At 67.6% G+C, this 26,003-nt stretch carries 33 protein-coding genes and 1 riboswitch; of the genes, 19 read left to right on the forward strand and 14 right to left on the reverse strand.

The window, feature by feature from the left end:
* Window positions 1–13: 13 nt before the first annotated feature.
* The 3 genes from fusA to rpsL all read right to left on the reverse strand — a co-directional run bounded on the left by fusA (window position 14) and on the right by rpsL (window position 3,081).
* Window positions 14–2,110: an elongation factor G gene (gene fusA, locus S2M10_RS05175; RefSeq protein ID WP_168845190.1), complete on the reverse strand. Its 2,097-nt coding sequence runs from the start codon at window positions 2,108–2,110 to the stop codon at window positions 14–16.
* Window positions 2,111–2,176: 66 nt separating this feature from the next.
* A complete protein-coding gene (gene rpsG, locus S2M10_RS05180) occupies window positions 2,177–2,647 on the reverse strand; it encodes a 30S ribosomal protein S7 (protein ID WP_168845191.1) in 471 nt (156 codons plus the stop codon).
* A 62-nt stretch (window positions 2,648–2,709) separates the two neighbouring features.
* Window positions 2,710–3,081, reverse strand: a complete 372-nt coding sequence (gene rpsL / locus S2M10_RS05185) for a 30S ribosomal protein S12 (protein WP_010545715.1) — start codon at window positions 3,079–3,081, stop codon at window positions 2,710–2,712.
* A gap of 298 nt (window positions 3,082–3,379) precedes the next feature.
* Between rpsL and S2M10_RS05190 the strand changes: the two genes are divergently transcribed.
* On the forward strand, window positions 3,380–3,820 hold the full coding sequence (locus tag S2M10_RS05190; RefSeq protein WP_168845192.1) for a polymer-forming cytoskeletal protein: 441 nt from the start codon (window positions 3,380–3,382) through the stop codon (window positions 3,818–3,820).
* 20 nt (window positions 3,821–3,840) lie between these two features.
* On the opposite strand, the gene S2M10_RS05195 is transcribed toward S2M10_RS05190, so the two are convergent.
* Entirely contained in the window at window positions 3,841–4,455 is a 615-nt protein-coding gene (locus S2M10_RS05195; protein ID WP_168845193.1) for a DUF4142 domain-containing protein, read from the reverse strand.
* A 263-nt stretch (window positions 4,456–4,718) separates the two neighbouring features.
* Between S2M10_RS05195 and S2M10_RS05200 the strand changes: the two genes are divergently transcribed.
* From S2M10_RS05200 to S2M10_RS05215, 4 genes are all read left to right on the forward strand, one after another.
* Window positions 4,719–4,913 (forward strand): hypothetical protein, encoded by a 195-nt coding sequence (locus S2M10_RS05200; RefSeq protein WP_168845194.1) that lies wholly within the window; start codon window positions 4,719–4,721, stop codon window positions 4,911–4,913.
* 37 nt (window positions 4,914–4,950) lie between these two features.
* On the forward strand, window positions 4,951–5,838 hold the full coding sequence (locus S2M10_RS05205; protein ID WP_168845195.1) for a bestrophin family ion channel: 888 nt from the start codon (window positions 4,951–4,953) through the stop codon (window positions 5,836–5,838).
* A gap of 46 nt (window positions 5,839–5,884) precedes the next feature.
* Window positions 5,885–6,083, forward strand: a riboswitch (cobalamin riboswitch).
* 100 nt (window positions 6,084–6,183) lie between these two features.
* A complete protein-coding gene (locus S2M10_RS05210) occupies window positions 6,184–8,034 on the forward strand; it encodes a TonB-dependent receptor (RefSeq protein ID WP_168845196.1) in 1,851 nt (616 codons plus the stop codon).
* Entirely contained in the window at window positions 8,031–8,858 is an 828-nt protein-coding gene (locus tag S2M10_RS05215; RefSeq protein ID WP_168845197.1) for an ABC transporter substrate-binding protein, read from the forward strand. Before S2M10_RS05210 ends, S2M10_RS05215 begins: the two co-directional genes overlap by 4 nt.
* Before the next feature lie 6 nt (window positions 8,859–8,864).
* Here the strand turns inward: S2M10_RS05215 and S2M10_RS05220 are convergent, their stop codons facing one another.
* Window positions 8,865–9,266, reverse strand: a complete 402-nt coding sequence (locus tag S2M10_RS05220) for a low affinity iron permease family protein (protein WP_168845198.1) — start codon at window positions 9,264–9,266, stop codon at window positions 8,865–8,867.
* 435 nt (window positions 9,267–9,701) lie between these two features.
* Entirely contained in the window at window positions 9,702–10,130 is a 429-nt protein-coding gene (locus S2M10_RS05225; RefSeq protein WP_168845199.1) for a cupin domain-containing protein, read from the reverse strand.
* Window positions 10,131–10,230: 100 nt separating this feature from the next.
* Between S2M10_RS05225 and S2M10_RS05230 the strand changes: the two genes are divergently transcribed.
* The 4 genes from S2M10_RS05230 (at window position 10,231) to S2M10_RS05245 (ending at window position 12,624) form a co-directional block, all read left to right on the forward strand.
* Window positions 10,231–10,599 (forward strand): glycine zipper 2TM domain-containing protein, encoded by a 369-nt coding sequence (locus tag S2M10_RS05230; RefSeq protein ID WP_168845200.1) that lies wholly within the window; start codon window positions 10,231–10,233, stop codon window positions 10,597–10,599.
* Window positions 10,600–10,641: 42 nt separating this feature from the next.
* A complete protein-coding gene (locus S2M10_RS05235) occupies window positions 10,642–11,820 on the forward strand; it encodes a glycosyltransferase (protein WP_168845201.1) in 1,179 nt (392 codons plus the stop codon).
* Window positions 11,821–11,869: 49 nt separating this feature from the next.
* On the forward strand, window positions 11,870–12,022 hold the full coding sequence (locus S2M10_RS05240; protein ID WP_168845202.1) for a hypothetical protein: 153 nt from the start codon (window positions 11,870–11,872) through the stop codon (window positions 12,020–12,022).
* A 77-nt stretch (window positions 12,023–12,099) separates the two neighbouring features.
* Window positions 12,100–12,624, forward strand: coding sequence for a hypothetical protein (locus S2M10_RS05245; protein ID WP_168845203.1), 525 nt, complete (start codon window positions 12,100–12,102; stop codon window positions 12,622–12,624).
* Window positions 12,625–12,843: 219 nt separating this feature from the next.
* On the opposite strand, the gene S2M10_RS05250 is transcribed toward S2M10_RS05245, so the two are convergent.
* The 3 genes from S2M10_RS05250 to S2M10_RS05260 all read right to left on the reverse strand — a co-directional run bounded on the left by S2M10_RS05250 (window position 12,844) and on the right by S2M10_RS05260 (window position 15,844).
* A complete protein-coding gene (locus tag S2M10_RS05250; protein WP_168845204.1) occupies window positions 12,844–13,182 on the reverse strand; it encodes a hypothetical protein in 339 nt (112 codons plus the stop codon).
* A gap of 132 nt (window positions 13,183–13,314) precedes the next feature.
* Window positions 13,315–14,976, reverse strand: coding sequence for a DNA repair protein RecN (recN, locus tag S2M10_RS05255; RefSeq protein WP_168845205.1), 1,662 nt, complete (start codon window positions 14,974–14,976; stop codon window positions 13,315–13,317).
* A gap of 43 nt (window positions 14,977–15,019) precedes the next feature.
* The gene (locus tag S2M10_RS05260; protein ID WP_168845206.1) at window positions 15,020–15,844 is read right to left on the reverse strand and encodes an outer membrane protein assembly factor BamD; all 825 of its coding nucleotides are present in this window, start codon (window positions 15,842–15,844) and stop codon (window positions 15,020–15,022) included.
* Between the two features lie 124 nt (window positions 15,845–15,968).
* On the opposite strand from S2M10_RS05260, the gene S2M10_RS05265 reads away from it, so the two are divergent.
* Together S2M10_RS05265 and S2M10_RS05270 are read left to right on the forward strand one after the other, a co-directional pair.
* Window positions 15,969–16,811 carry a class I mannose-6-phosphate isomerase gene (locus S2M10_RS05265; protein ID WP_168845207.1) on the forward strand — a complete coding sequence of 281 codons (843 nt, stop codon included), beginning with the start codon at window positions 15,969–15,971 and terminating at the stop codon, window positions 16,809–16,811.
* Window positions 16,812–16,894: 83 nt separating this feature from the next.
* Window positions 16,895–17,431: a glycine zipper 2TM domain-containing protein gene (locus S2M10_RS05270; RefSeq protein WP_168845208.1), complete on the forward strand. Its 537-nt coding sequence runs from the start codon at window positions 16,895–16,897 to the stop codon at window positions 17,429–17,431.
* A 55-nt stretch (window positions 17,432–17,486) separates the two neighbouring features.
* Here S2M10_RS05270 and S2M10_RS05275 read toward each other — a convergent pair whose 3' ends face one another.
* A complete protein-coding gene (locus S2M10_RS05275) occupies window positions 17,487–17,714 on the reverse strand; it encodes a hypothetical protein (RefSeq protein WP_168845209.1) in 228 nt (75 codons plus the stop codon).
* A 138-nt stretch (window positions 17,715–17,852) separates the two neighbouring features.
* Here S2M10_RS05275 and S2M10_RS05280 point away from each other — a divergent pair, with 138 nt between their 5' ends.
* The 6 genes from S2M10_RS05280 (at window position 17,853) to S2M10_RS05305 (ending at window position 21,676) form a co-directional block, all read left to right on the forward strand.
* Window positions 17,853–18,434, forward strand: coding sequence for a hypothetical protein (locus S2M10_RS05280; RefSeq protein WP_168845210.1), 582 nt, complete (start codon window positions 17,853–17,855; stop codon window positions 18,432–18,434).
* Window positions 18,435–18,483: 49 nt separating this feature from the next.
* Complete coding sequence (crcB, locus tag S2M10_RS05285; protein WP_168845211.1) at window positions 18,484–18,864, forward strand: fluoride efflux transporter CrcB; 381 nt, start codon at window positions 18,484–18,486, stop codon at window positions 18,862–18,864.
* On the forward strand, window positions 18,861–19,964 hold the full coding sequence (locus tag S2M10_RS05290; RefSeq protein WP_168845212.1) for an RluA family pseudouridine synthase: 1,104 nt from the start codon (window positions 18,861–18,863) through the stop codon (window positions 19,962–19,964). The genes crcB and S2M10_RS05290 overlap by 4 nt, the downstream gene beginning before the upstream one ends.
* Before the next feature lie 160 nt (window positions 19,965–20,124).
* Window positions 20,125–20,784, forward strand: coding sequence for an HAD-IA family hydrolase (locus S2M10_RS05295; protein WP_168845213.1), 660 nt, complete (start codon window positions 20,125–20,127; stop codon window positions 20,782–20,784).
* A complete protein-coding gene (locus S2M10_RS05300; protein WP_168845214.1) occupies window positions 20,781–21,002 on the forward strand; it encodes a hypothetical protein in 222 nt (73 codons plus the stop codon). The genes S2M10_RS05295 and S2M10_RS05300 overlap by 4 nt, the downstream gene beginning before the upstream one ends.
* On the forward strand, window positions 20,999–21,676 hold the full coding sequence (locus tag S2M10_RS05305) for an ATP12 family protein (protein ID WP_168845215.1): 678 nt from the start codon (window positions 20,999–21,001) through the stop codon (window positions 21,674–21,676). Before S2M10_RS05300 ends, S2M10_RS05305 begins: the two co-directional genes overlap by 4 nt.
* Window positions 21,677–21,682: 6 nt before the next feature.
* Here S2M10_RS05305 and gmk read toward each other — a convergent pair whose 3' ends face one another.
* Genes gmk through fumC form a run of 3 tightly spaced genes read right to left on the reverse strand, consistent with a single transcriptional unit; the run spans window position 21,683 to window position 24,091 of the window.
* Window positions 21,683–22,369: a guanylate kinase gene (gene gmk / locus S2M10_RS05310; protein WP_168845216.1), complete on the reverse strand. Its 687-nt coding sequence runs from the start codon at window positions 22,367–22,369 to the stop codon at window positions 21,683–21,685.
* Between the two features lie 56 nt (window positions 22,370–22,425).
* Window positions 22,426–22,644 (reverse strand): hypothetical protein, encoded by a 219-nt coding sequence (locus S2M10_RS05315; protein WP_168845217.1) that lies wholly within the window; start codon window positions 22,642–22,644, stop codon window positions 22,426–22,428.
* Window positions 22,645–22,699: 55 nt separating this feature from the next.
* Window positions 22,700–24,091: a class II fumarate hydratase gene (gene fumC, locus S2M10_RS05320; RefSeq protein WP_168845218.1), complete on the reverse strand. Its 1,392-nt coding sequence runs from the start codon at window positions 24,089–24,091 to the stop codon at window positions 22,700–22,702.
* Between the two features lie 157 nt (window positions 24,092–24,248).
* Between fumC and S2M10_RS05325 the strand changes: the two genes are divergently transcribed.
* Both S2M10_RS05325 and S2M10_RS05330 read left to right on the forward strand, forming a co-directional pair.
* A complete protein-coding gene (locus tag S2M10_RS05325; RefSeq protein WP_168845219.1) occupies window positions 24,249–24,674 on the forward strand; it encodes a hypothetical protein in 426 nt (141 codons plus the stop codon).
* A complete protein-coding gene (locus tag S2M10_RS05330; protein WP_168845220.1) occupies window positions 24,674–25,414 on the forward strand; it encodes a TorF family putative porin in 741 nt (246 codons plus the stop codon). Before S2M10_RS05325 ends, S2M10_RS05330 begins: the two co-directional genes overlap by 1 nt.
* 71 nt (window positions 25,415–25,485) lie before the next feature.
* On the opposite strand, the gene S2M10_RS05335 is transcribed toward S2M10_RS05330, so the two are convergent.
* Window positions 25,486–25,923, reverse strand: a complete 438-nt coding sequence (locus S2M10_RS05335; RefSeq protein WP_168845221.1) for a copper chaperone PCu(A)C — start codon at window positions 25,921–25,923, stop codon at window positions 25,486–25,488.
* Between the last annotated feature and the right edge of the window lie 80 nt (window positions 25,924–26,003).

The following is a 26,003-nucleotide window of genomic DNA, read 5'->3' on the forward strand; positions in this document are numbered from 1 at the left end:
GGCTGTTTTCCGATTACGCCAGCTTTGCCTTCACTTCGTCGGCGACGTTGGCGGGCACTTCGTCATAGTGCGAGAACTGCATCGTGTACTGCGCGCGGCCCTGGGTGAACGAGCGGAGCGCGTTCACGTAACCGAACATGTTCGCCAGCGGCACCATGGCAGTGACAGCCTGCGCGTTGCCGCGGGTGTCCGTGCCCTGGATCTGGCCACGACGGCTGTTCATGTCGCCGATGACGTCGCCCAGATAGTCTTCCGGGGTGACGACTTCGACCTTCATGATCGGCTCGAGCAGCTTGATGCCGGACTTCTGCGCCGCTTCGCGCATCGCTGCACGGGCGGTGATTTCGAACGCCAGCGCCGACGAGTCGACGTCGTGGTACGCACCGTCATACAGCAGGACTTCGAAGTCGATGATCGGGAAGCCGACCAGCGAGCCCGTAGCTGCCGTCTCGCGGAAGCCCTTTTCGATCGCGGGGATATATTCCTTCGGAATGTTACCGCCCTTGATCTCGTCCTTGAAGACGATGCCCGAACCACGCTCGCCCGGCGTCAGCTTGACCTTGACGCGACCGAACTGGCCGGTGCCGCCCGACTGCTTCTTGTGCGTGTAGTCGATGTCGACCGGCTTCGCGAGATATTCGCGATACGCCACCTGCGGCGCGCCGACATTGGCCTCGACCTTGAACTCGCGCTTCATGCGATCGACCAGGATCTCGAGATGGAGCTCGCCCATGCCCTTGATGATGGTCTGGCCGCTCTCCGAGTCGGACGAGACGCGGAACGACGGGTCCTCGCGGGCAAGGCGATTGAGCGCGACGCCCATCTTTTCCTGGTCCGCCTTGGTCTTCGGCTCCACCGACAGCTCGATCACGGGCTCGGGGAATTCCATCCGCTCGAGGATGATCGGTGCGTTCTGCGCGCAGAGCGTGTCACCGGTCGTGGTATCCTTGAGGCCGGCGAGCGCGACGATGTCGCCCGCATAGGCTTCCTGGATGTCCTCGCGGCTGTTCGCATGCATCAGCAGCATGCGGCCGACCTTTTCCTTCTTGTCCTTCACCGAGTTCATCACGGTGGTGGCCGCTTCGAGCTTGCCCGAATAGATGCGCGCGAAGGTCAGCGTGCCGACGAACGGGTCGTTCATGATCTTGAACGCCAGCGCCGCGAACGGTTCGGTGTCCGAGGACGGACGCTCGTCCGGCGTCTCGCCGTCGAGCTTGACGCCCTTGATCGCCGGAACGTCGAGCGGGCTCGGCAGATAGTCGATCACGGCGTCGAGCAGGGGCTGCACGCCCTTGTTCTTGAACGCCGAGCCGCAGATGACCGGCACGAACGCCATCTCGAGCGTGCCCTTGCGGATCAGACGCTTGAGGTCGGCGACGCTCGGCTCGTTGCCTTCGAGATACGCTTCCATCAGCGTGTCGTCGAGCTCGACGGCCATCTCGATCAGGTCGCTGCGATACTTCGCGGCCTTCTCGGCGAGATCCGCCGGGATGTCCTGATATTCGAACTTCGCGCCCAGGCTCTCTTCGAGCCAGATGATCGCGCGGTTCTCGACCAGGTCGACCAGGCCCTTGAAGCCGCCCTCGATGCCGATCGGGAGATACAGCACCGCCGGACGCGCGCCGAGGCGGTCGATGATCGAGTTCACGCAGAAATAGAAGTCTGCACCGGTGCGATCGAGCTTGTTGACGAAGCACATGCGCGGCACGCCGTACTTGTCGGCCTGGCGCCACACGGTTTCCGACTGCGGCTCAACGCCGGCAACGCCGTCGAAGCACGCAACCGCACCGTCGAGCACGCGCAGCGAACGCTCGACTTCGATGGTGAAGTCGACGTGGCCGGGGGTGTCGATGATGTTGATCCGGTGCTCTTCGCCTTTGCCGTCCTGGGCGCGCCAGAAGCAGGTGGTGGCGGCGGACGTGATCGTGATCCCGCGCTCCTGCTCCTGCTCCATCCAGTCCATCGTCGCGGTGCCTTCGTGCACTTCGCCGATCTTGTAGGACTTGCCGGTGTAATAAAGGATACGCTCGGTCGTGGTCGTCTTACCGGCGTCGATATGGGCCATGATGCCGATGTTGCGGTAACGCTCGAGCGGATGGCTGCGGGCCATGATCGTGGTTTCCTTGAAAATTTGGGGAGCCGGACCGTCCAGCTCCCCAATATGTAGGGTCGAAAGTTACCAGCGGTAGTGGCTGAAGGCGCGGTTCGCTTCCGCCATGCGGTGCGTGTCTTCGCGCTTCTTCACCGCGTTGCCGCGGTTGTTCGCCGCATCCATCAGCTCGCCCGAGAGACGGGCGGCCATGGTGTGCTCGCTGCGATTGCGGGCCGAGGCGATCAGCCAGCGGATCGCGAGCGCCTGCGCACGCTCCGGACGAACCTCGACCGGAACCTGGTAGGTCGCACCGCCGACGCGGCGGCTGCGGACTTCGATGCCGGGCTTCACGTTATTCAGCGCGTCATGGAACACGCCGATCGGCTCGCGCTTGGCGCGCTGCTCGACGGTTTCCAGGGCGCCATAGACGATCGCTTCTGCAACGGCCTTCTTGCCGTCCAGCATGACCGAATTCATGAACTTCGACAGTACCTGATCACCATAGACGGGATCGGGCAGGATTTCCCGCTTTTCGGGACGACGACGACGTGCCATCTCAATATTTCCTTCTGATCTTCAGCCGATCCGGAACACGTCCGGGGCTTACTATGGCCTGATTACTTCGGACGCTTCGCGCCGTACTTCGAACGGCTCTGCTTACGATCCTTGACGCCCTGCGTATCGAGCACGCCGCGAAGGACGTGGTAGCGGACGCCGGGAAGATCGCGCACACGGCCACCGCGGATGAGCACCACCGAGTGCTCCTGCAGGTTGTGGCCTTCGCCCGGGATGTAGCTGATGACTTCGCGGCTGTTGGTCAGACGGACCTTGGCCACCTTGCGAAGTGCCGAGTTCGGCTTCTTCGGGGTCGTCGTGTACACGCGGGTGCAGACACCGCGCTTCTGCGGGTTCTGTTCCATCGCAGGGACCTTGGACTTGGCCTTCTGCGGTTCGCGGCCCTTGCGGACCAGCTGGTTAATCGTCGGCATGAAGCCCTTCACCTTTCAGATGGTTACTTTGCTGGAGCCCTGTTGGACAGAATACGAAAAAGCCCCGAAGGCCTCAGCCCCCCGGGCGATTGCGTCTCCAGCAACGTTCAGCTCTTTGTACCCAAGGCAGGAATCGCCCTACCCGGAACCGGGCGGCCTATACCGATGCGGGGCGATCCGGTCAACAGCACCGCCCCGCAGTCCGCACGCGCCGGACGTTAACCTTGTCCGGGGGCTGCCCCCTGCCGCCGCCTGTGCTAGCGCTCCGTCACGGAATCGGCCTCGATGGGGTATGCGAATGTTCAACGGCAGTCGTAATCGGGAAGAGCGGACAACTTCCGGCGGCAGCGCGGGCCCGGCAGGCGCGCGGCGCGGGCAATTCTCGGTCCTCGGCGCCGACATCGTCATCACCGGCAACCTCACCGCCACCTCTGACCTGCATATCGACGGCAGGATTGAAGGCGATGTCCGCTGCGCCAGCCTGGTGCAGGGGGCCGAGAGCCAGATCTTCGGCCGAGTCGAAGCCGAGGATGCGCGACTTGCCGGATCGGTCGAAGGATCGGTCCGCGCCCGCCAGCTCACCATCGAGCGCACCGCGCGGATCACCGGCGACGTGGAATATGAGACGATCATGGTCGAACAAGGCGGCCATATCGACGGTCGCCTGAAGCACATGGGCGGCGCCACGGGTCCCGCTGCCGCCCCGGTATTGCTCGAGGCGAGCGGGGAAGCGGCCTGAGGCCACTCCCCCGGGGGCGATCACATGCCCCTGATCGTGTCGTAATGCTTCGAGATCATGCCTTCCGCTTCCTGCGCGAACGCACGCAGCGAGGGAACGTCGCCGCTGCCGGCATAGCCGCGTACCGCCGCCAGCGCCTTTTCGTGCGCAACGACCTGCTGGCTCTTGTACGCCGTGTCGAACGCGGTGCCGGTGGCGGACTGCAGCGTCTTGAGGTTCGCCTGCTGCTCGTCGGTCATCGCCGGGGCGGGCGTGATCGCGGGCCCTGCCTTGCCGGCGGCCGTCTTCAGCTTGTCGGTGGACGTGGTGTGATCGTCCACCATCTGCTTGCCGAAGCCCTTCAGCGCATCGGTCGTCGCCTTTTGCTGGGCAAGCTTGCCCGCGGCGATTTCATAGGCGTCGCTGGCCGCGACCGTGTTGGCGAAATCCTGGCCGGTCATCGGCGCGGCCGCCATGGCGTTGCCGTCCATGCCGTTCATGCCGCCCATATTGTTGCCCATGGTCTCGTCGGCAGGAACATTGGTCACGGTGTCGCCGCTGTTCATGGCGTCGGTGCCGCCATTGCTGGTACCGCCGCAGGCGGCGAGCGCGAAGATCGGCGCGGCGCCCAGGATCAACAGGTGCTTCTTCATCATACAGGCCTCCTAAGTTCCGGAAGCGAACGCCTCGTCTTCGAGCACGTTCCGAAAAAGCCAACTATCTGTTTGACATATAATCATAAGTTAGAACATTACGCCCGCCGGGCTCGGGCCGCGCCTCACGGGCAGAGGCGTTCGTCGCCAGAATGGTGCGTCGCAACGCGAATGGTGCGACGCGCAAACAAACGTTACTTTGCGTCCATGTCCCGGCTAAAATCGATGCTTAGCTGTGCATCCTCACCGCAAAGGAGGATGTTACGATGCACCAGGATGAACGAGCCCGCCGCATGGAGCGTCTGCGAAGCTCGATCGCGCTGCTGCTGTTCGGGCTGGGTACCCTTGCCTTCCTGATCGCGATCGATCGCCCCGAATGGTTCCACCTGCGTCCGGCGAGCGCGACCGCCGCCGCCATGTCCCACGCCGCAGCGCCCGCGCCCGACAGGAACGACGGCTGAACGGACCTGGAACGACTTTCGCGCGTATAGTCCGGCCATGATCGTCACCACCGCCCCCCGCGCCAAACAGGTCCTTCGTGAAGTCTGGCAGCCGCTCGCGCTGCTCTTCATCTGGGACGTGATCGTCACCGTCGTCTACTACGTGCTGCCGTTCCGCGCGCCTTCGCTCCCGCTGACGCTGTTCGGATCGGTTCTGGCGCTGTTCCTCGGCTTCCGCTCCAACTCGGCCTATCAGCGCTGGTGGGAAGGGCGCGGGCTGTGGGGGCTGATGATCAACGCCAGCCGCAACCTGGCGCGGATGGCGCGCAACTATCTGCCCGACGGCGAGGCCGTCGATCTCAAGCGCACCATCGTATTGCGCCAGATTGCCTATGTGAACGCGCTGCGCTGCCAGCTGCGCCGCCAGCCGGCCGACAGGGAAGTGCTGCGGTTCCTCTCCCGGGGCGAGGCGGACTATGCGCTGGCGCGCACCAACATCGCCAACGGCATCGTCGACGGCACCGGCCGACGGATCGAGATCGCGCGCTCCAAGGGCTGGATCACCCCAATGCAGCAGCATTCGATGGAAAGCGTGCTGATCGACATCGCCAATGCCCAGGGCGGCATGGAGCGGCTGAAGAACACGCCGCTCCCGATGCAATTCCGCCTCGTGCCCACCGCCTTCACGCACATCTTCTGCGTGCTGCTGCCGATCGGGCTGGTCGAGACGCTGGGCGTCGCGACGCCGCTCGGTTCGACCATTGCCGGCCTCATGTTCCTGGCTGCCCTGGCGATCGGCGACGATCTGGTCGATCCGTTCGCGAACACGGTGCACGACCTGCCGCTCAATGCGATGTGCCGCACGATCGAGATCGACCTGCTGCAGGCGATCGGCGATGCGGCGCCCGAACCGGCGACGCCCGACAAGACCGGCGTGCTCTGGTGAGATGGAGGGGCAGAGGGTGGCTTGCCGCCCTGCCCCGCTTGCCGCTAAAGGCCGCCGGGTAACGGGTGCCTTCCCCCGACGGGAGGGTGAAAAGGGAAGCCGGTCCGAAGTCCGGCGCTGCCCCCGCAACTGTAGCCGGTGAGCCGGCATGCCAATCTGCCACTGGAGCCATCGCGCTTCCGGGAAGGCGGCATGCCTGCAATGACCCGGGAGCCAGGAGACCTGCCCGCTACGGTCGATTCCTTCACACGGGCGGGGTGCACCGGGTGATCGGGGCTGAAATCCCCGTGTGAGCGACACCAAACCATGCGGGAGCAGCCTGCTCCCCCATCTCGGGTGTCTGAAATGCAGTTCTTCACGCTTTCCCTGTTCGCCGCTGCCGCGCTCGCGCCGCTGGCCGCCCATGCCGACCCTGACGATGACCGGATCGTCGTCGTCGCCAGCGGCGTCGCCCAGCGCGCCGATACGGTCGGGCGGTCGATCACCACGATCGATCGCGAGGAGATCGAGCAGCGCCAGACCGTCGCGCTGTCGGACCTGCTCGCCACCACGGCGGGCGTCACCGTCGTCCGCAACGGCGGGCTGGGCACCGCGACCGCACTCAGCATCCGCGGCGCGCAGAGCGACCAGACGCTGGTGCTGATCGACGGCATCCGCGTGGCGGACCCTTCCTCCACCGGCGGCGCCTACAACTTCGCCAGCCTTCTCGCCGGTTCGGTCGAGCGGGTCGAGGTGCTGCGCGGGCCCAATTCGGTGATCTGGGGCAGCCAGGCGATCGGCGGCGTGGTCAACGTCACCACGCTGCAGGGCGCGCAGGGCCTCCATGTCCGCGGCAATGCCGAGGGCGGATCGTTCGGCACGTTCAACGGCAACGCCGCGATCGCCGGCGGCAACGATCGTGTCACCGCCGGGCTGACCGCGGGCTATCTGACCACCGACGGCATCTCGGCGGCGGCAGACGGCAGGGAGGCGGACGGCTATCGCCAGTTCGGCGCGACCGGCAATGTCCAGCTGCGGCTCGCCCCCGGGCTCGCGCTCGACCTCCGCGGCTATTTCGCCGACAGCAAGGTCGATCTCGACGGCTATGCCCCGCCGACCTACGATTTCGGCGACACCGGCGACTATGCCAAGGCGCAGGAAGTCTATGGCTATGCCGGCGTCACGCACGAGACGTTCGGCGGCAAGCTGCGCAACCGGCTGGGCTTCACCCTCTCCGACATCCACCGCGACGGCTACAACGCCGATTCGTCGATCGCGTACCGCTACCGGGGACGCGCCGAGCGCTACACCTATCAGGGCGATGCGACGCTGGCCGAACAGCTGCGCCTGGTGTTCGGCGCCGAGCATGAGCAGAGCCGCATCCGCTATGACGAGGGCTTCGGCAGCGCGGGGCGCACCTCGGTCGGCATCACCAGCGTCTACGGCCAGGCGATCGTGACGCCGATCGCCCCGGTGACGCTGACCGGCGGGGTCCGCCACGACGACCACGACACGTTCGGCGGCCACTGGACCTGGAACGCCGATCTCGCCGTGCGCGCGGCCGCGGACACCGTGCTGCACGCCAGCTTCGGCGAGGGCTTCAAGGCACCGACGCTCTACCAGCTCTACAGCGCCTATGGCGATCGCAGCCTCCGCCCCGAGACCGCCAGGAGCTACGAGGCGGGCGTGCGGCAGACGCTGGCCGGCGGCCAGCTCGCGCTGGGCGCCACCTGGTTCCACCGCGATTCGGACAACCAGATCGACTATAATTTCGATACCTCGACCTATTACAACCTCAACAAGACCCGCGCCGAGGGAGTCGAGCTTGAGGCGCTGCTCCAGCCGGTCCAGGCGCTGACGGTGCGCGCGAACGTCACCCATGTCTTTTCGGAGAACCGCAGCACCGGCTATCCGGGCAACGATCTGCCCCGCCGTCCGCGCGACACCGCCAATGTCTCGGCCGACTATCGCTTCCCCTTCGGGCTCGCGATCGGCGGCACGGTGACGATGGTGGGCGACAGCTTCAACGATGTCGGCAACCTCACCCCGATCGACGGCTATGCGCTGGCCGGCGTGCGGGCGGAAATGCCGGTGACCAAGCTGCTTTCGGTCTATGGCCGCGTCGATAATATCGGCGACGTGCGCTACCAGCAGATCACCGGCTACGGCACCTATGGCCGCGCTGCCTTCGGCGGCATGCGGGTGCGCTTCCAGTGAGGTTCGGCGCCGCACTGCTCGCCTGCCTGGGGCTCGCGGGCTGCGCGGCGCCGCCTTCCGCCGGCGGCGGGGGAATCGTCTCGATGAACCCCTGCGCCGACGCGACGCTGCTGGAGCTGGTGCCGCCGTCGCGGATCGCCGCGATCAGCCATTATTCGAAGCGCGCCGATTCCACCTCGATCCCGCTCGAGATCGCGCGGCGTTTCCGCGGCAACAACGGCACCGCGGAGGAAGTGATCGGGATGCGGCCCGATCTGGTGATCGCCAGCAGCTTCACGCCGCCCTCGACCCGCGAGGCCTTTGCTCGTGCCCGGCTCAGGGTGCTCTACCTCGACATCCCGCCCTCGATCGCCGACAGCAAGGCGCAGGTAACCGAGCTTGCCGAGGCGGTTGGTGCACCGGCCAAGGGCGCCGCGCTCAACGCCCGGATCGATGCCGCCGTCGCCGCCGCCCGGTGGCGCGGCCCCAAGGCGCCTGCCCTGCTCTGGATCGGCGGCAACCTCGTCACCGGCGGCAAGACGCTGCTCGACGATCTGATGACCAGCGCCGGCTTCTCCAACCAGGCCGCGCACTATGGCCTTGCCCATACCGGCCATCTGCCGATGGAGCGGGTGATCGCCGAGCCCCCGAAAGTGATGCTCGCTCCCGACGAACCCGGTCACGACAGCGATTCGCGCGCCGCCAGCTTGCGCGCGCGCGCGATCGCCGAAACGGGCCTGCCGGTTACCCAGGCACAATTTTCGCGTACGCTGGTCAATTGCGGCGGGCCGGTCATCCCCGCCGCCCTCGCCCGCCTCGCTGCGATCCGCCGGCAGATCCCCTGACCCGCCTCAGCGGCGCCCGATCACCGTCTCGATGGCCTCATGCCGCGCGGGATCACGTTCGCCGCACTCGCGCTCCAGCCGATCGCGGATGTCGAGCAGTTGCCTTTCGCTCAGATGCTCGATGCCGATGAACTCGTTGCGGGCCGTGTCGATCGCGCGGATCACTTCGTCCAGCTTGGCCTGCAGCGCGGCGGCATCGCGATTCTGGGCATTCTGGATCAGGAACACCATCAGGAAGGTGACGATGGTGGTGCCCGTATTGATCACCAGCTGCCAAGTGTCCGACCAGTGAAACACCGGTCCGCTCAGCGCCCATATGATGATGACCAGAAAGGCGAGGCCGAAGGCAGGCGGACGCCCGGCCCAACCCGCCACGCGCTGCGCGAGCCGTTCGAAAATGCTTCCCAAGCCGATCCTCCCGATCGCGATCGGCACCGCTATGCGCTCCGCACAAGCGCCTGCCAATCGGGGAGTCCCTGGAATCGGAAGGGGGGCCGGCGTCGCCGCCTGCCCCCCATGTCGCCGGCCGATCGAACCGCCGCGCCGAAACGCGTGGTCCTCGCCGCCGGCGGCCTGCGACGACCGCCCCGGCAGGGGGGACGGTCGCCGGGTCGACGCGCGAACCGCCACCGGGAGGGGCGATCGTCGCGCATCTGCCGGGTTGCGTGGTTCCATAAGGCACCAGCGCCGACGCCAGCCTGCAAGATACTGATACCGAACCGGTTGCCCGTCCCGTCACCAGCCTTCTCACGAAGATGATGGTCTCACCGGCAGCGAGTCGGACCAAGGGACAACCGCCCACCACGCCCTGTTGATACTGTGGATAACGGGGATAAAGCCGCTTCAGATACCCGGCGGCGACCAACCGGGTTCGGCCAGTTCGAACCCGGCAAAGTCGAAGCCCGGCACCACCACGCAGGTTACGAGACCCCAGCCCTTCGGCGCGTCGGTCGCCTGCCAGCGGCCGGCGGGTACCCGGGCCTGGGGCGCCTGCCCCGCCAGCACATCGCCGCCGAGCGCAATCCGCGACACGCGCCCATCCGCATCCTCGATCTGCAGATCCAGCGGGGATCCGGCGTGCCAAAGCCACAGCTCGTCGGCATCCACGCGGTGCCAGTGGGAGCGCTGCCCGGCCTCCAGCAGGAACAGGATCGCAGTGCCCGGCGCGCGCACCGATCTCACCGCATCGGCTCGCCACGTCTCGCGATACCAGCCCCCTTCGGGATGGGGTGCCAGCCCCAGCTGCGCGATCATCGCCTGCGCTTCTTCCATCCGCCTGCCTTCCGCCTGAACGGCACGTAGTATTGGGTTCATGCAACCGCGGCTACGGTCGACACGTTCGTTTCATGTACAACAAATCGGGGAGTATCCCATGCGCACCCTACTGCTTTCACTCAGCGCAGCCGCGCTCGCCATTCCCGCCGCCGTCGTGCTGCCCTCCACCCAGGCAGAGGCCAAGGCCGTGGTTGGACAGGACCGCCATTATCGCGACCGTGACGATCGCCGCTACCGCGACGACAACCGCCGTTATGCCTATCGCGAATGGCGCGGCCGTGACGGCCGCCGCTATTGCCGCAAGCCCGACGGCACCACCGGTACCGTGATCGGCGCCGTCGGCGGCGCCCTGCTCGGCCGCACCGTCGACACCAGCGGCGATCGCACCACGGGCACGTTGCTCGGCGGTGTTGCCGGTGCGGTGGCCGGTCGCGCCATCGAGAAGGGTGGCAACAGCTGCCGCTGATGCGCTGAAGCATTAACCCCGGGGTGCTATGCACCCTGGGGCATGCTGCGCATCCTCGTTCTTTCCACCCTGTTCCCGGACGCGTCGCGGCCCAATTTCGGCATCTTCGTCGAACGTCAGACCCGCGCGCTCGCCGCTCGGGACGGCGTGGAGGTGCAGGTCGTCGCTCCGCGCGGCGTACCGCCCTTCCCGCTCGACCGACACCCCCGCTATGCCGCCCTGGCCGCGTTGCCGCTGCGCGAAGACTGGCATGGCCTGCCCGTCCACCGTCCGCGATTCCTGAATTTGCCGGGCACCGGCGGCCGCCTCCATGCCGGGATGCTTTCCCGGGCGCTGCGGCCGATGCTGGCGGATCTGCGCCGCAGCTTCCCCTTCGACGTGATCAGCGCCGAGTTCTTCTTCCCCGACGGGCCCGCGGCCGTTGCGCTCGGCGGAACGTTCGACGTGCCCGTCTCGATCAAGGCGCGCGGATCGGACATTCATCAATGGACCCGCCGCCCCGCCATCGCCCGCCAGATCGTCCGCGCCGGGCGGCAAGCGGACGGCTTGCTCTCGGTATCGCTGGCACTCCGCGACGACATGATCGCGCTGGGCATGCCGGGCGACCGCACCCGGTGCATCGTCACCGGCGTCGACCTCACGCGCTTCGCCCCCCGCGACCGTGCCGCCGCCAAGCAGCGGTTCGGCGTCGATGCGCCGCTGGTCGCATCGGTCGGCGCGCTGATCCCGCTCAAGGGGCACGACCTGCTGATTGACGCCGTGGCGCGCCTGCCCGGCGTCCACCTCGCCATCGCCGGACACGGCCCGGAGGCGGCACGCCTGGCAGCGCGCATCGAGGCCCAGGGCTGCTCCGACCGCATTCGGCTGTTGGGCGCACTGCCCCCCGAGCAGGTCGCCGACCTCCTCGCCGCTGCCGACGTGATGGCGCTGGCCTCCGCATCCGAAGGGCTCGCCAATGTCTGGCTGGAGGCACTCGCCAGCGGCACGCCCGTCGTCATCCCCGATGTGGGCGGCGCAAGGCAGGTGGTGACCAGCCCCGCCGCCGGACGGATCGTTGATCGCACGCCGGAAACAATTGCCGCCGGTATCGCCGATCTGCTCGCCGCGCCGCCCGCCTCGGCAGCGGTGCGCCGCCTCGCCGAACCCTTCACCTGGGCAGCCAATAGCGAGCGACTGCACCGCCACCTCGCCCGGCTGGTCACCGCCCGCCACGGAACCTGAGCGTATCTGCAGGGTTCGACATATGCCGGAACCGGCAAGGAGGCCCGTGATGCAGAAGCCCAAGCCCTATCGTTCGCCGCGCCGACGCGCCTCGCCGAATGCGCTGCCGCCGCGCCATCTGCGCCGTGCCGCCGCTCGGCCGACGGAAGCCGATCTGGATATCGTGTTCGAGTGGGAGGGAGACAGCCTCACCCATCACTGAACGCGTGCCGCCGCCACGTTGACAGCGCGAATCGCTTGGCAGAAGCTGGTCGCTTCACCCAGAGAGGGAGGTGCGGCATGGCCGGCAAGAAAGAGAAGAAGGCAAAGAAGGACGACAAGAAAACGTCGTTCCTGCCCAAGGTGATCGACGGCATCAAACTGCCCAAGGATGCCCGCCGCCAGCTCACCAGCCTCGCCAGACATCCGGTGATCGCCGATCTGCTCGCCTCGGGGCTCGTGGCGCTCGCCCAGCGGATCAAGCGCGATGGCGGGAAGCCCGAAGCCGCGCCGCCGCAACCCGCGCCCGCGCCCGCGCCCGAAGCTGCCCCGGCACTAGTTGCCGAGACGACGCCTGCGCCCGCCAAAGCCGCGGTAAAGCGGATCCGCAAGCCCGCGACGGCCGCCGTGCCGACGGAGGCAAAGCCAGCACGTGTCCGCAAGGCCGCGGCAACGCCAGCCGAAAAGGCGGCACCGAGCAGCGACGCGGACCCTGCGCCGACCAAGGCTGCCAAGGCACCCCCGCCGCGCCGCACGCGCAAGAAAGCGCCGGACGCCGCTGCCAAGCCGCGTACCCGCCGCACACCGCCCAAGACGGACGGCTGATCGCCCCCAGCCGGGGAACGCAACGACGCGGTCCAGCGCGTGATCCCATCCCAGGATGACGCGCGACAAGGGTGTCCGCGGTGGCGCCGGTGGCGCCTCTCGGCACGGGCCCAGCGATGCGCGGCTTGCGGTCGGCAACTGCAAGGCGCTCTCTTCTGCTGGTACGAAAAAGGGCTCCACCGTGCGGCGAAGCCCTTTTCTCTCTACCGGTCGCCGGGATCAGCGGCGGCGGTTGTTGCGATCCTGCTTTTCATAGCGGACCTTGGCCGAAAGCGCATCATAGCGACGATCGAGGTCGCGGCGCTCCTGAACGGTCAGGCCGGGACGCGAGGCGCGGTAACGAGCCTCCAGGCGCACCAGGCCGCGATACTCGTTCCGGATCTGGGTCGCCTCGCGGCGGCTGAGCGCGCCCGAGCGGATGCCCTGGTTGATCCGCTGTTCGATACGATCCTGGCGGGCGTTGATGGTCTGCCAGCCCGGCTGATAGGCGGCGGCCGATGCGGGAACGGCGGCGGTGGCGACACCCAGGCCGGCGATCAGCAGCATGAACTTCTTCATCGGATACTCCTCACTTCGACTAGACCGCCCCTGCGGTCGAGAGCCGTTGTGGAACGCCGATGTCGCCACTTTGTCCCAAGCAGCCGCCTTTTCCGTCACGAATTGTCGCAACGCCGAAAGCTTCGTTCAGATTCAGGCCGCCAGCAGCCGATCGGCCTGGGCACGTGCCTCCGGGGTGATCTCGGCGCCGGAAAGCATCCGCGCGATTTCCTCGCGACGCTGCTCGGGGGTAAGCGGGGTCACGCCGGTGCGGGTGACGATGCCGTCGTGGCTCTTGGCGATCAGCAGGTGCCGCGCCCCGCGCGCCGCGACCTGCGGGCTATGGGTCACCACCAGCAGCTGCGATCCCTGGGCAAGCCGCGCCAGCCGCTCGCCGATTGCATCCGCAACCGCGCCGCCGACGCCGCGATCGATCTCGTCGAAGATCAGCGTGCGCGCGCCGCCTTCCTCGGCCAGCGCGACCTTCATCGCGAGGATGAAGCGCGAAAGCTCGCCGCCGCTGGCGATCTTCATCAGCGGGGCGAAGGGCGCGCCGGGATTGGTCGAGACCTCGAACTCCACCCGGTCCATGCCGGCGGCGCTCCACTGCTGTTCGTCCAGCGGCTCGACCACGGTGCGGAAGCGCGCGGCATCCAGCTTGAGCGGCTTGAGCTCGGTCGCCACCGCCGCATCCAGCCGCGCCGCCGCCATGGTGCGCATGGCGGAAAGCGTCTGCGCCGCGTCGCGATAGGCGGCATGGGCTTCCGTCGCCGCCTTTTCGAGCTTGGCGATTCCCGCTCCGCCGCTGGTCAGCCGCTCCATCCGGCCGGAAAGCTCGGCGAGCAGCGCGGGCAGTTCGTCGGGCTGCACCCGGTGCTTGCGAGCGACGGCGCGCAGTTCGAACAGCCGCGCCTCGTCGGCCTCCAGCGCGGCAGGATCGAAGGCCAGTGCCTCGGCGGCGGCATCGACCTGCGCCTGCGCCTCGCTGCCCTCGGTGATCGCCCGGTCGATCGCGGCCAGCGCCTCGGCCAGCGCTGCGTGATCGTCGGACACGCGTTCCAGGATCCGCGCCGCCTGCCGCAGCCGGGCGAGCCCGCCGTCCGAGCCTTCGAGCAGATCGGCGATGCCCTGCAGGTCGCTAGCGATCTTCTCGCCGCGCTGCATCGCGGCACGGCGTTCGGCGAGCCGCTCCTCCTCGCCCTCCTCGGGCGCAAGCGCGGCGAGCTCGGTGACGGCGTGCTCCAGCCACTCGCGGTCGCGTTCAGCGCTGTCCTGCTCGGCGCGTGCCACCGCCAGCGCATCCTCGGCCGCGCGCCAGGCGCGGTGCGCGATCGCCACCGGCCCCACCTCGCAGCGCCCGAAGGAATCGAGCAGCAGCCGGTGCCCGCGCGGATTGAGCAGCCCGCGATCGTCATGCTGGCCGTGAATCTCAACGAGGTACGGCGCCAGTTCGCGGAGGAACCCGGCGGACGCGGGCTGATCGTTGACGAACGCCCGGCTGCCGCCATCGGCCTTGACCAGTCGGCGCACCAGCAGTGGCTCGCCCGGCTCCAGTTCCATGCCGTTCTGCGCGAAGAGATTGGCGATCTCGCCATCGGCGGCGGGCGGCACGAAGCTCGCCACCACCACCGCTTGGCTCGCGCCGCTGCGGACCAGCCCGCTATCGGCACGCGCGCCCAGCGCCAGCCCCAGCGCATCGAGCAGAATCGACTTGCCCGCCCCGGTCTCGCCGGTCAGCACGCCGAGCCCTTCGCCGAACTCCAGGTCCAGCGCCTCGATCAGCACCACGTCGCGAATGGATAGCGCGGTCAGCATCGCGGCCCCCTATCGCAGGAACAGGAGAAGAACGAAAGTGCTTTTAGCTCGCGGGCTTGGGCGGCGGACCGGCCTTGGCTGCGGCGGCGACCTTGTCCTGATTGTCCTGCATCAGATCATAGGCATGCTTGTACCAGTCGGTGCCCGGATAGTTGGCGCCCAGCACCGCGGCGGCCTTGTTGGCTTCCTCCGGCACGCCCATCGCCAGATAGCTCTCGGTCAGGCGCATCAGCGCCTCGGACACATGCGTGGTCATCTGGTAATTGTCGACCACCGCGCGGAAGCGCAGCGCCGCCGCCAGCCACTGGCCGCGCTTCTCGTAGAAACGGCCGACTTCCATTTCCTTGCCGGCGAGGTGATCGCGCACCAGGTCCAGCTTCAGCCGGGCGTCGGCGGCGTATTTGGAGTTCGGATAGCGGCGAATCAGCTCGCCGAGCGAATCGAGCGCCTGCTGGGTGATCTTCTGGTCGCGGGTGACGTCGCTGATCTGCTCGTAATAGGAAATGCCGATCAGATAATAGGCATAGGGCGCATCGCGGTTGCCCGGGTGGACCGCCAGGAAGCGCTGCGCCGAGGCGATCGCTTCCGCATAGTCGCGGTTCAGATAATAGCTGAACGCGCCCATCAGCTGCGCGCGGCGCGCCCACACCGAATAGGGGTGCTGGCGCTCGACTTCGTCGAACAGCGCGGCGGCGAGCTTGTACTGGTGCTGGTCCAGCTTCTGCTTGGCAGTGCTGTACAAGGTGCCGACGTCGCGCGCGACATAGGGCAGATCCTTCACCCCGCCGCGCTTGGCGCAGCCGGCGACGGAAAGGGCGAACACCGGAAGAAGCGCGAACGCAAGCGCGCGAGGCAGAGGACTACGCATATGCCGGGGTTCTTAGACCGGGGCCGTGGCTGCAAACAATCCTTTTCGGGGCGGGATTGCGGCGGAACCCGCATCGCGCCACATGCGCTGGCGTTTCCGTGACCATCTTCGAAGGGGATCTTCCGTGCCCGCCACGCTTCTCGCCACCCACCGCGTCGAAAAACCCTGGGGCCGCCACACCCTGTATCCGGGCTTCGCCGATCCCGCCAAGGACGGCGAGCCGGTCGGCGAAGTCTGGTTCCAGACGCCGGGCGACAGCACCCCGGACCTGCTGATCAAGTATCTGTTCACCAGCGAGAAATTGTCGGTCCAGGTCCACCCGAACGACGAGCAGGCGCACGCCGCCGGGCTGCCCCGCGGCAAGGACGAATGCTGGGTGATCCTCGACGCGCAGCCCGATTCGACGATCGCGCTCGGCACCAAGCAGCCCACCACCCGCGAGGAACTGCGCGCCGGCGCGCTCGACGGTTCGATCGAGGACATGCTCGATTGGAAGCCGGTCAAGGCCGGCGATTTCTTCTACTCGGCCTCGGGCACCGTCCACGCGATCGGCGCGGGCATCACGCTGATCGAGGTCCAGCAGAACAGCGAGACCACCTACCGCCTCTATGATTACGGCCGCCCGCGCGAGCTGCATCTCGACCAGGGCATCGCCGTCGCCGAGCCCGTGCCCTTCGTGCCGCACCCGATGCCGGGCGCGGTGGCACCGAACCGCACCATCCTCGTCGAGGGCCCCAAATTCGTGCTCGAGCGCTGGGAAGGCGGGCATCGCCGCTTCGATCTGCCCGAAGGCACCACCGGCTGGCTGATCCCGGTACGGGGCGAAGGCGTGGCCGACGGTATCGCGTTCAAGGCGGGCGAATGCCTGACGCTCGAAGGCCATGTCGAGCTGGAGGCGGCGGTCGGCAGCGATCTGCTGTTCGCCTATCCGGGCGACGCGCGTGTCCCGTCGATGGACGCCGAATGAACCGAAGGTAGTTTCCTGTTCACGCAACCTGCCGCCGCGGTGGCACGTTCGGCACGCATCGACAACGACAAGGAAATGTCACGATGCGCATGTTGTTCGTAGCCGCCGCGGCGGCGCTGACGGTCACCGCCGTGCCCGCAATGGCCCAGGGGCCGCGCGAGCGCGATGCGCGCCAGGATTGCCGCCACGATCTCCGCAATTCGGACAGCCGGGGCGAATTCCGTCGGGAGGCACGCGACTGCCGCCAGGACATTCGCCAGGCCGCGCGCGCCGACAATCGCCAGTGGCAGCGTGATTGGCGCCGCTATCGCAACTACGACTATAACCGCCTGCCCGCTGGCGAGCGCCGCTATTATGCCGACCGCTATTATCGCGACGGCCGCTATTATCAGGAGCGCCGCCTGGGCCGTAACGACCGCATCTATCGCGGCAATGACGGCCGCTATTATTGCCGCCGCAACGACGGCACGACCGGCCTGATCGTGGGCGGCGTCGCCGGTGGCCTGTTCGGCAACGCGCTGTCCTCGGGCGGCAATGCGACGCTCGGCACGCTGCTTGGTGCGGCGGCGGGCGCGGCGCTCGGCCAGTCGGTGGATCGCGGCAACGTCCGCTGCCGCTAAGGCCTGACGGCCTGTACGAAGAGGGGTCCGGTTTGCCGGGCCCCTTTTTCGTTGCCTAGATGAACCCGCCGGTCAGCATCAGCCGCACGCCGCTGAGGATCAGGATCAGCAGGTTGAGGTTCCGCCCCGCCGTCCCACGCGAGAACATCCCCACCACCGTGCCGGTGAGCGCGATCGGGAAGGCGATCCAGTTGACCAGCGGCACGAAGGGGAACGGGATGATCCCCACCAGCGCAAAGGGCAGCGCCACCAGCCCGATCAGCAGCGAGAGTGCGTTGAACATGGGCGGGATATGGGACCCTCACGCTGTATTATCAAGACAGCACACTCGAAATCTGGGACAAGCGAGAGGCGCTAGCGACGATCGAGCCTGGCGTGATATGCCGCGAGCCAAGCTGCCCGTCGCATCAGGAGGTCTGCCATGCCGCACCTGTTCACTGCGCTGCCGCTCGCATTGCTGCTCGCAGGCACACCGCAGATGGAACGAAAGCTCAACGTGCAGTATACGGTGACCAATGTCGGCGGCGGTCTTGGCGTCTACGTTGAAGAGAAGGTGCTCTTCGGCATGGTCCCGGGCGGCAGCGGCGCGCCCCGCTGGGTGGCCGAGCGGGTTCGCCGCGATCGAAACTGGTGCGGGAAGCACGGCGCGGACGGCAAGTGCGTCGCTACCGACACGACCCTGCACGACTGGCTTGATGGCACCAGCTGCACAGCGATCGCACCGGCCTTCACCGCCCTGCAGGCCATCCGCCCCGCTAGGTTTGCGCCCGTGCGCGACTTCGTGATCGTGTCCGATTCCTCGACCGTCACGATCAAGGGGACGACGACGCAGGCCGGCTTTTTCACCGAGATCAGCGTCAGTCAGGCGGCTGGGGATTTCGCGACCTGGTGGCACGATTCCAGCAACCGCTGGAAATCGTGCTGGCAGCAGGGCGCGCCGATCGTCGAAGGACAGGCGCTTGCCCCCAGCCTTCCCGCATCCGCACCCGCGACCTCGCAGTAGCCAAAGCGCGAAACTTCCCCTTTCGCGCGATTCGCGCTAGGGGCGCGCAATGCCCAATCTTTTTCTCGTGATGCTCGGCGGGGCCATCGGCTCCGCGGCCCGCTACGGCGTTGGCCGCGCCGGCGTCGCCCTGCTCGGCCCGGCCTTCCCCTGGGGAACCCTCGCCGTCAATGTCGTTGGCGGTTTGCTGATGGGGCTGCTCGGCGCCAGCCTGCTGCGCTTCGGCCCCAATGCCGAACAGGCGCGGTTGCTGCTCGGCGTCGGCCTGCTCGGCGGTTTCACTACCTTCTCCTCCTTCTCGCTGGAAACCTTCGCGATGATCGAGCGCGGCGAGGTGCTGACCGCCCTCGCCTATGTGCTGGCCTCGGTGATCGGCGCGATTGGCGCGGTCGCGATCGGCATGCATCTGGCCCGGGCGGTGACGGCATGAGCGGCGAGACCGACGTCCGCCAGTTCACCGTCGGCATCGACGATGACGGCATCCGGCTCGACCGCTGGTTCAAGCGCCATTTGCCCGACGTGAGCTTCAACATCGTCTCGCGCTGGGCGCGGACCGGCCAGCTCCGCGTCGACGGCGCGCGGGCCCAGCCCGGCGACCGCATCGCCGAGGGCCAGACGATCCGCGTCCCCCCGGCCGAGCCGGCCAAGCCCGCCGCCGCGGCGCGGCCCAAGTCGAACCGCCCGCCGCTCAGCGCCGAGCAGACCGAGCTGGCCCAGTCCCTGGTCATCCACCGCGATGCCTCGGCGATCGTGCTCAACAAGCCGCCGGGTCTCGCCACCCAGGGCGGCACCAAGACCTTCGAGCATGTCGACGGCCTGCTCGACGCGCTGCAGTTCGAGGCGGAGGGCCGGCCCAAGCTGGTCCACCGGCTCGACAAGGATACCTCGGGTGCGCTGCTCATCGCCCGCTCGGCGCGCGCCGCGGCCTATTTCGCCAAGAGCTTCTCCGGCCGCACGGCGCGGAAGATCTACTGGGCGCTGGTGATGGGCGTGCCGGACATCGAGGACGGCTTCATCGAGCTGCCGATCGGCAAGCAGCCGGGCACCGGCGGCGAGAAGATGCAGGTCGACATGGAAGAGGGCTCGCCCGCCCGCACCCGCTACCGGGTGATCGAGCAGGCCGGCAATCGCTGCGCCTGGGTGGAGCTCCAGCCGTTCACCGGCCGCACCCACCAGCTGCGCGTCCACATGGCGGCGATCGGCCACCCGATCGTCGGCGATGGGAAGTACGGGCTGCAGGAGGCGTTCCTCACCGGGGGCATCAGCCGCAAGATGCACCTCCACGCCCGCCGCATCCGCATCGACCATCCCGATGGCGGCCGGATCGACGTACGCGCCGAGCTGCCGCATCATTTCGCCGAGTCGATGCACACGCTCGGCTTCGATCTGGCGGTGGGCAATGCGCTGGAGATCGACGATGGGCCGCCGCCGATGAGCAAGGAACTGCTCAAGCAGAAGGCCAAGGCGCACGCCAAGACCTACCGCAAGGAACGCCGCGGCGAACGCCGGGGCCGCGGGCAGGCGAAGTGATGGGGCGAAATCCTCCCCTGCAAGGGGAGGTGGCAGCCCGCAGGGCTGACGGAGGGATGTCGACGCTGATGGTGCGGGCGTGCGCAGTGGCCGGGGACACCCCTCCACCACCGCCTTCGGCGGCGGTCCCCCTCCCCCTCCGGGGGAGGATCGAGGGCGCATGAACCGGCTCGCGCTCTTCGATTGCGACGGCACGCTGGTCGACAGCCAGGCGAGCATCTGTCTCGCGATGGAGCATTGCTTCGCCTCGCAGCGACTGGCGCCGCCGGCTCGGGACGCGATCCGCCGGATCGTCGGCCTGAGCCTGGTCGAGGCGATCGCCCAGCTGCTGCCGCAAGCGGAGGACGATCTCCACCGGCACCTCGCCGAGGAGTACAAAAGCGCCTATTTTGCGCTGCGCACCGCGGGCCAGATCGAGGACGAGCCGCTCTACGACGGCATTGTGGAGGCGATCGAGACTCTCGACGCGAATGGCTGGCTGCTCGGCGTCGCGACCGGCAAGTCCGATCGCGGGCTGATCCGCGTGCTGGAAGCCCATGGCCTGCGCGGGCGCTTCGTCACGCTGCAGACCGCCGACCGCCACCCCTCCAAGCCGCACCCCTCGATGATCGAGACCGCGATCGCCGAGGCCGGCGCGAGCCCCGAAACCACGGTGATGATCGGCGACACCAGTTTCGACATGGCGATGGCCGTTGCCGCCAATGCGCACCCCTTGGGTGTTGCATGGGGCTACCACACCCCCCATGATCTGCACGCGGCCGGCGCGGTGCGGGTCGTCACGCATGCGTCGGCGATCCCGGCGTATCTGGAGGCCCTGTGACCGACGCCGACCGCATTGCACGCAACCGCTATTTTCTGATGATGGGCGCCAACTGCGTCGGGGTCGCAGGCGCGGTGTTGGCGCTGCTCATCCTGGGCCGCGCCAACACCACCGAGCTGACCATGCTGGGCATCGCGCTGATGCTCGCCTCGTTCTGGTTCATGGCGGCGGTGCCCCGGATGCTCGCCCGCCGCTGGAGGACACCCCCCGAAGCATGAAACGTTTCTGGAAGACCGTAACCATCGTCGACGGCGCGATCGAACTGGACGGCCGTCCCGTCCGCACCCCGGCGCGCGCCGCCCTGACGCTGCCGACACCGCAGCTTGCCGAGGCGGTGGCGGAGGAGTGGCGCAGCGTCGGCGAGGAACTCGATCCCCGCGCGATGCCGCTGACCGGCCTCGCCAACGCCGCGATCGACCAGATCGCGCCGGACCCTGCCCCCTTCGCGGCAGACCTCGCCCGCTACGGCGAGAGCGACCTGCTCTGCTACCGCGCCGAGCTGCCCGAGCCGCTGGTCCAGCGTCAGGCCGCGCAATGGGATCCACTGCTGGATTGGGCGCGTGCCCGCTACGACGTGCATTTCGAGACGACCACGGGCATCATGCATCGCCCCCAGCCGCCCGCGACGATCGCGCGGCTGCAGGAGGTGGTGGCGGCACTCGACCCGTTCCGCCTCGCAGCGTTGAGCCCGTTAGTGACGATCAGCGGCTCGCTGGTCGCGGCGCTCGCGCTGCTCGACGGCGCTGCCGATCGTGAAACCATATGGCGCGCCGCCCAGCTCGACGAGGACTGGCAAGCCGAGCAATGGGGCGAGGACGAACTCGCCACCCGCGCTCGCGATGTCCGCCGTGCGGATTTCGATGCGGCGGTGCGGTTCCTCAGCCTTCTCTGAGAAGCATCAGAGAACGTCGGCGGATTCCCCCGTCGGGTCGCCGCGCTTCATCAGCCCGCGGATGAAGCCGATCAGGCCGGTCTGGCGCGAGCGCTTGAGCCGCTCGGCCTTGAGGATGGTGTGGACCGCCTCGAAGCATTTGTCCGCATCGTCATTGACCAGGACATAGTCATAGCCGTCCCAGTGGCTCACCTCGTTCGAGGCCCGCGCCATGCGATGGGCGATCACTTCGGGCGAATCGGTCTGGCGCCCTTCGAGCCGGCGGTGCAGCTCGGCCATCGACGGCGGCAGGATGAACACACGCACCACGTCGCCGCCCATCGTCTGGTGCAACTGCTGCGCGCCCTGCCAGTCGATGTCGAACAGCATGTCGCGGCCAGTGGCGAGGACCGCGTCGACCGGGCCCTTGGGCGTACCATAGCGATGCTTGAAGACGTGCGCCCATTCGATGAAATGGTGCTGCGAAACCATCTCGCGGAACCGGTCGACGTCGACGAAGGTATAGTCGACCCCGTTCACTTCGCCGGGGCGCGGCTCGCGCGTGGTTACCGAAACGGAGACGGCGAGATCGGGTTCGGCCGCCAGCAGCTTGCGGGCGATGGTCGACTTGCCGGCGCCCGAGGGCGAGGAAAGGACAAACAAAACCCCGCGGCGATGGAATCCATGCGGGTCGTTCTGGTGCGTATGGGCCATGCGGGCCTTTGGCGTAGCGGCACCCGGGCCGTCAAGCCCGGGTGCCGCTATGCGCCTTAGGCGCCGAGGCCCGTATCGGGACCATGCTCGGTGCTGAGCTTGCGCCTGAGATAGGCTGCGCCCACTGCACCTGCGCCGAGCACGAATGCCGCGGGCACGACGCGCTTGGCGACTTCCCAGGTGGCGACGCCGACGATCGCACCCATGGTGCCGCCCTCGCCATCGCGCTTGTCGATCCGGCTGCCGATCCAGCCTGCAATTGCCTTGCCGATCATCGTCTTCTCCTTCGGCAGATAAACGGCGGTGCCGCTACGGCGTTCCCGTAGTGGCTCAACGGCCGAGCATCGTTTCCGGGCGGACGAACTTGTCGAAGGTCGCTTCGTCGACCAGCCCCAGCGCCAGCCCCGATTCCTTGAGCGTCAGGCCCTTCTCGTGCGCGTTCTTGGCGATCTTGGCAGCATTGTCATAGCCGATCGCAGGCGCCAGCGCGGTGACCAGCATCAGCGAGCGATCGACCAGCTCCTTGATCCGCGCCTCGTTCGCGACTGCGCCGTCCACCGCGCGCTCGGCGAAGTTGGTCATGCCGATCGCCATCAGGGTGATCGAGCGAAGCACATTCGCGCCGATCAGCGGCTTGAACACGTTGAGCTCGAAATGGCCCTGCATGCCGCCCACGGTGACCGCGGCATGGTTGCCGATCACCTGGGCCGCCACCATCGTCAGCGACTCGCTCTGGGTGGGATTGACCTTGCCTGGCATGATCGAGCTGCCCGGCTCGTTCGCCGGCAGCTCCAGTTCGCCGAGGCCCGAGCGCGGGCCGGAGCCGAGCAGGCGGATGTCGTTGGCGATCTTGGTGAGCGAGACGGCCAGCGTGTTGCAGACCCCCGACAAGTTCACCAGCTGGTCCTTGGTCGCCAGCATCTCGAACTTGTTGGGCGCCGAAACGAAGGGCAGCCCGGTGATCTTCGCGATTTCCGCGGCCACGTCCTCGGCATAATTGGGCGGCGAGTTGAGGCCGGTGCCCACCGCCGTGCCGCCCAGCGCCAGCTTGAAGATGTCGAGCTCCAGCACGCTCTGAAACCGCGCCCGCGCCGAGGCGAGCATCGCCGCATAGCCCGAAAATTCCTGGCCGAGCGTCAGCGGCGTCGCGTCCTGCAGATGGGTGCGGCCGATCTTGACGATGTGATCCCAGTCCTGCGCCTTGCGGTCGAGCGAGGTGTGCAGCCGCTCCAGCGCCGGGAACAGGTCGAGCGTCACCGCGCGCGCCGCGGCGATGTGCAGCGCGGTCGGGAAGCTGTCGTTCGACGACTGCGCCATGTTGACGTGATCATTGGGGTGGATCGGGCTCTTGCCGCCACGCTTGCCGGTGAGGATCTCGTTGGCGCGGCCGGCGATCACCTCGTTGACGTTCATGTTGGTCTGGGTGCCGCTGCCGGTCTGCCAGATCACCAGCGGGAACTGGTCGTCGAGCTTGCCGTCGATCACTTCCTGCGCGACCTGGTCGATCACTGCGGCGATCTTCGGATCGAGCCCATGCTTCACGTTCACCCGCGCCGCCGCCTGCTTCACGATCGCCTGGGCATGGACGATGCCGATCGGCATCCGCTCCTCGGGCCCGAACGGGAAATTCTGGATCGATCGCTGGGTCTGGGCGCCCCAATAGGCGTCGGCGGGAACTTCGATCGCGCCGATCGAATCGGTTTCGGTGCGCGTGGCCGTCACTGTTTTCCTCCGCTTGTGTGGCCCGCGATGTAGGCACCCGATCGCGCGAACCCAAGCTGGCGCAGCAACACTAGTTAACTTGCATTCACCGCAACTCGGCGCGCAAAGCTCCCGTCGCTACCGGCGAAACAGCCGGAGCAACCGCAGGAGAAGAGCCATGATCCCGTTGATTCTGGGGCTGCTGCTCGCCGCCCCCTTTTCCGAGATCGCGCACCGCGTGCGCATCGATCATGAAACCGGCCCGGTCCATGCCGATTATCGCATGCGCATCGACGTTCGCCACCAGCAGCTCGGCACCGCCGGCCCCGGCGGGCGCGCCTCCACGCTGCGCTGCCGCTGGGAGGCCGATATGGTGGTTGATCGCCAGGCACGGCACCCCGCCGGCACGCTCCAGCGCGCGCTGCGCCAGGAACGCGTCGCCGCGGGAAGCCGTCCCGGCTGGTGCACCGCCAATCGCGCCGTCATCGCAAAGGACGTTGCCAGCGCGACGAAGGACATGCGAGGCGCGGTCGAAGCGCTGGCGCGGCAGGATGCCGAGACGCTGCGCGCCGAACTCGATCGAATAGGACCTGGTAACAGCTGATGCGTATCCCGCTTACCGCCGCCGCCCTCGCGGCGCTCGCTTTCCCGCTTGCGGCCGAGGCCCAGATACTGCCGAAGGTTTCGGGAGGCGTCGAACTCTCCACCGACGAGAGCCGTCGCGGCCTCAGCTGGAGCGAGAACCAGCTCTCGGCCTCGGGCGACGTATCTGCGGGCATTCTCGGCTTCGACGCCTCGGCACGAGTGGCGATGGTACGCGAGTCCAGCCGGCATGCCGGTGCGGATACGGTGTTCGACCTGGAAGCCGGCCGGGGCTTCGGCATCGGTGCGTTCAACCTGCGCGGGTTCGTCACCGGCCATGTCTTCACCGGCGCGGCGCGCGCGATGGACTATGTCGAGGTCGGCGCCGATGGCAATTTCTCATTCGGCCCGCTGCGACTGAACGGCGGCGCCATCTATGCGCCCGATCAGGGACCGATCGGCGGCGACAATCTCTATCTGCATGCCGGTGCGTCGGTCGGCATTCCCTCCACGCCCTTCACGGTCTCGGGCGCGGTCGGGCGCACCACCGGCAGCACCGACGATGCCCGGGCCGCCCGGCTGCGCCCGACCGGCGACTATACCGATTGGCGGATCGGCGTGGAGCATGTCAGCGGGCCGCTGACGCTCGGCGTCGACTATGTCGGGACAGACATCGACACGAACCGCGCCGTGGCGTCTCCCTATGCGGATCTGCGCCATAGCGGCGATCGCGTGCTCGGGCGGGCGCGGCTGTCGTTCTGAGGCGGCGCTAGCCGTTGCGCCAGGTTCCCCTCCCGTACGTGGAGGGGGGACCTGGAAGACCGTCTGGCAATCTAGCGCGCCTCCGCCCCCGGCACCGCGACATCGGCCACCGCGGTCGCGGTATGGCCGCTGGCGAACCGCAGCGTCAGCGGCACCTTCTCGCCGCCATGCACGTTGGGCACCATCCCGAACAGCATGACGTGCTTGCCGCCGGGCGCGAATTGCACCTCGCTGCCCACCGGCAGGTCCAGGCTGGCGATCTGCGTCATCTTGGTGACGCCGCTGGCATCCTTTATGCTGTCATGCATCTCCGCGCGATCCGCCGCGCGGGTAGAGACCGAGACCAGCGTCTCCGCCTCGCGCCCACCATGCAGCGTGAAATAGGCCGCCCCCGGCTGGCCTGCCACCGCCGGCAGGCGGATCCAGGCGCCGTCCACCTTCACGCCATCCGCCTGGGGCGAACAGGCCCCCAGCACCAGAACCGTCAAAAGCCCCGCCAGCGTGCGCATTCGCCATCCTCCCTCTTTGATTTGGGAAATCTTGTAGAAACCCTGCCGTCTTGCGGCAAGGCACGACGCACCTATATCCC

Origin of the sequence: Sphingomonas sp. S2M10 (assembly GCF_012650175.1) — a bacterium.
In the GTDB taxonomy this organism is placed as follows: domain Bacteria; phylum Pseudomonadota; class Alphaproteobacteria; order Sphingomonadales; family Sphingomonadaceae; genus Sphingomonas.

Excerpts from the sequence above, each read along its gene's own strand:
- S2M10_RS05205 (WP_168845195.1), top strand. The coding sequence starts at position 4,951 with ATGATCGTCACCACCGCCCCCCGCGCCAAACAGGTCCTTCGTGAAGTC.
- S2M10_RS05240 (WP_168845202.1), top strand. The coding sequence starts at position 11,870 with ATGCAGAAGCCCAAGCCCTATCGTTCGCCGCGCCGACGCGCCTCGCCG.
- S2M10_RS05325 (WP_168845219.1), top strand. The coding sequence starts at position 24,249 with ATGATCCCGTTGATTCTGGGGCTGCTGCTCGCCGCCCCCTTTTCCGAG.
- S2M10_RS05295 (WP_168845213.1), top strand. The coding sequence starts at position 20,125 with ATGAACCGGCTCGCGCTCTTCGATTGCGACGGCACGCTGGTCGACAGC.
- S2M10_RS05235 (WP_168845201.1), top strand. The coding sequence starts at position 10,642 with ATGCTGCGCATCCTCGTTCTTTCCACCCTGTTCCCGGACGCGTCGCGG.
- S2M10_RS05260 (WP_168845206.1), bottom strand. The coding sequence starts at position 15,844 with ATGCGTAGTCCTCTGCCTCGCGCGCTTGCGTTCGCGCTTCTTCCGGTG.
- S2M10_RS05280 (WP_168845210.1), top strand. The coding sequence starts at position 17,853 with ATGCCGCACCTGTTCACTGCGCTGCCGCTCGCATTGCTGCTCGCAGGC.
- S2M10_RS05200 (WP_168845194.1), top strand. The coding sequence starts at position 4,719 with ATGCACCAGGATGAACGAGCCCGCCGCATGGAGCGTCTGCGAAGCTCG.
- fusA (WP_168845190.1), bottom strand. The coding sequence starts at position 2,110 with ATGGCCCGCAGCCATCCGCTCGAGCGTTACCGCAACATCGGCATCATG.
- S2M10_RS05210 (WP_168845196.1), top strand. The coding sequence starts at position 6,184 with ATGCAGTTCTTCACGCTTTCCCTGTTCGCCGCTGCCGCGCTCGCGCCG.
- rpsL (WP_010545715.1), bottom strand. The coding sequence starts at position 3,081 with ATGCCGACGATTAACCAGCTGGTCCGCAAGGGCCGCGAACCGCAGAAG.
- S2M10_RS05330 (WP_168845220.1), top strand. The coding sequence starts at position 24,674 with ATGCGTATCCCGCTTACCGCCGCCGCCCTCGCGGCGCTCGCTTTCCCG.
- S2M10_RS05245 (WP_168845203.1), top strand. The coding sequence starts at position 12,100 with ATGGCCGGCAAGAAAGAGAAGAAGGCAAAGAAGGACGACAAGAAAACG.
- S2M10_RS05290 (WP_168845212.1), top strand. The coding sequence starts at position 18,861 with ATGAGCGGCGAGACCGACGTCCGCCAGTTCACCGTCGGCATCGACGAT.
- rpsG (WP_168845191.1), bottom strand. The coding sequence starts at position 2,647 with ATGGCACGTCGTCGTCGTCCCGAAAAGCGGGAAATCCTGCCCGATCCC.
- S2M10_RS05190 (WP_168845192.1), top strand. The coding sequence starts at position 3,380 with ATGTTCAACGGCAGTCGTAATCGGGAAGAGCGGACAACTTCCGGCGGC.
- S2M10_RS05230 (WP_168845200.1), top strand. The coding sequence starts at position 10,231 with ATGCGCACCCTACTGCTTTCACTCAGCGCAGCCGCGCTCGCCATTCCC.
- recN (WP_168845205.1), bottom strand. The coding sequence starts at position 14,976 with ATGCTGACCGCGCTATCCATTCGCGACGTGGTGCTGATCGAGGCGCTG.
- S2M10_RS05275 (WP_168845209.1), bottom strand. The coding sequence starts at position 17,714 with ATGTTCAACGCACTCTCGCTGCTGATCGGGCTGGTGGCGCTGCCCTTT.
- S2M10_RS05225 (WP_168845199.1), bottom strand. The coding sequence starts at position 10,130 with ATGGAAGAAGCGCAGGCGATGATCGCGCAGCTGGGGCTGGCACCCCAT.
- S2M10_RS05315 (WP_168845217.1), bottom strand. The coding sequence starts at position 22,644 with ATGATCGGCAAGGCAATTGCAGGCTGGATCGGCAGCCGGATCGACAAG.
- S2M10_RS05305 (WP_168845215.1), top strand. The coding sequence starts at position 20,999 with ATGAAACGTTTCTGGAAGACCGTAACCATCGTCGACGGCGCGATCGAA.
- S2M10_RS05335 (WP_168845221.1), bottom strand. The coding sequence starts at position 25,923 with ATGCGCACGCTGGCGGGGCTTTTGACGGTTCTGGTGCTGGGGGCCTGT.
- S2M10_RS05270 (WP_168845208.1), top strand. The coding sequence starts at position 16,895 with ATGCGCATGTTGTTCGTAGCCGCCGCGGCGGCGCTGACGGTCACCGCC.
- crcB (WP_168845211.1), top strand. The coding sequence starts at position 18,484 with ATGCCCAATCTTTTTCTCGTGATGCTCGGCGGGGCCATCGGCTCCGCG.
- S2M10_RS05250 (WP_168845204.1), bottom strand. The coding sequence starts at position 13,182 with ATGAAGAAGTTCATGCTGCTGATCGCCGGCCTGGGTGTCGCCACCGCC.
- S2M10_RS05195 (WP_168845193.1), bottom strand. The coding sequence starts at position 4,455 with ATGATGAAGAAGCACCTGTTGATCCTGGGCGCCGCGCCGATCTTCGCG.
- gmk (WP_168845216.1), bottom strand. The coding sequence starts at position 22,369 with ATGGCCCATACGCACCAGAACGACCCGCATGGATTCCATCGCCGCGGG.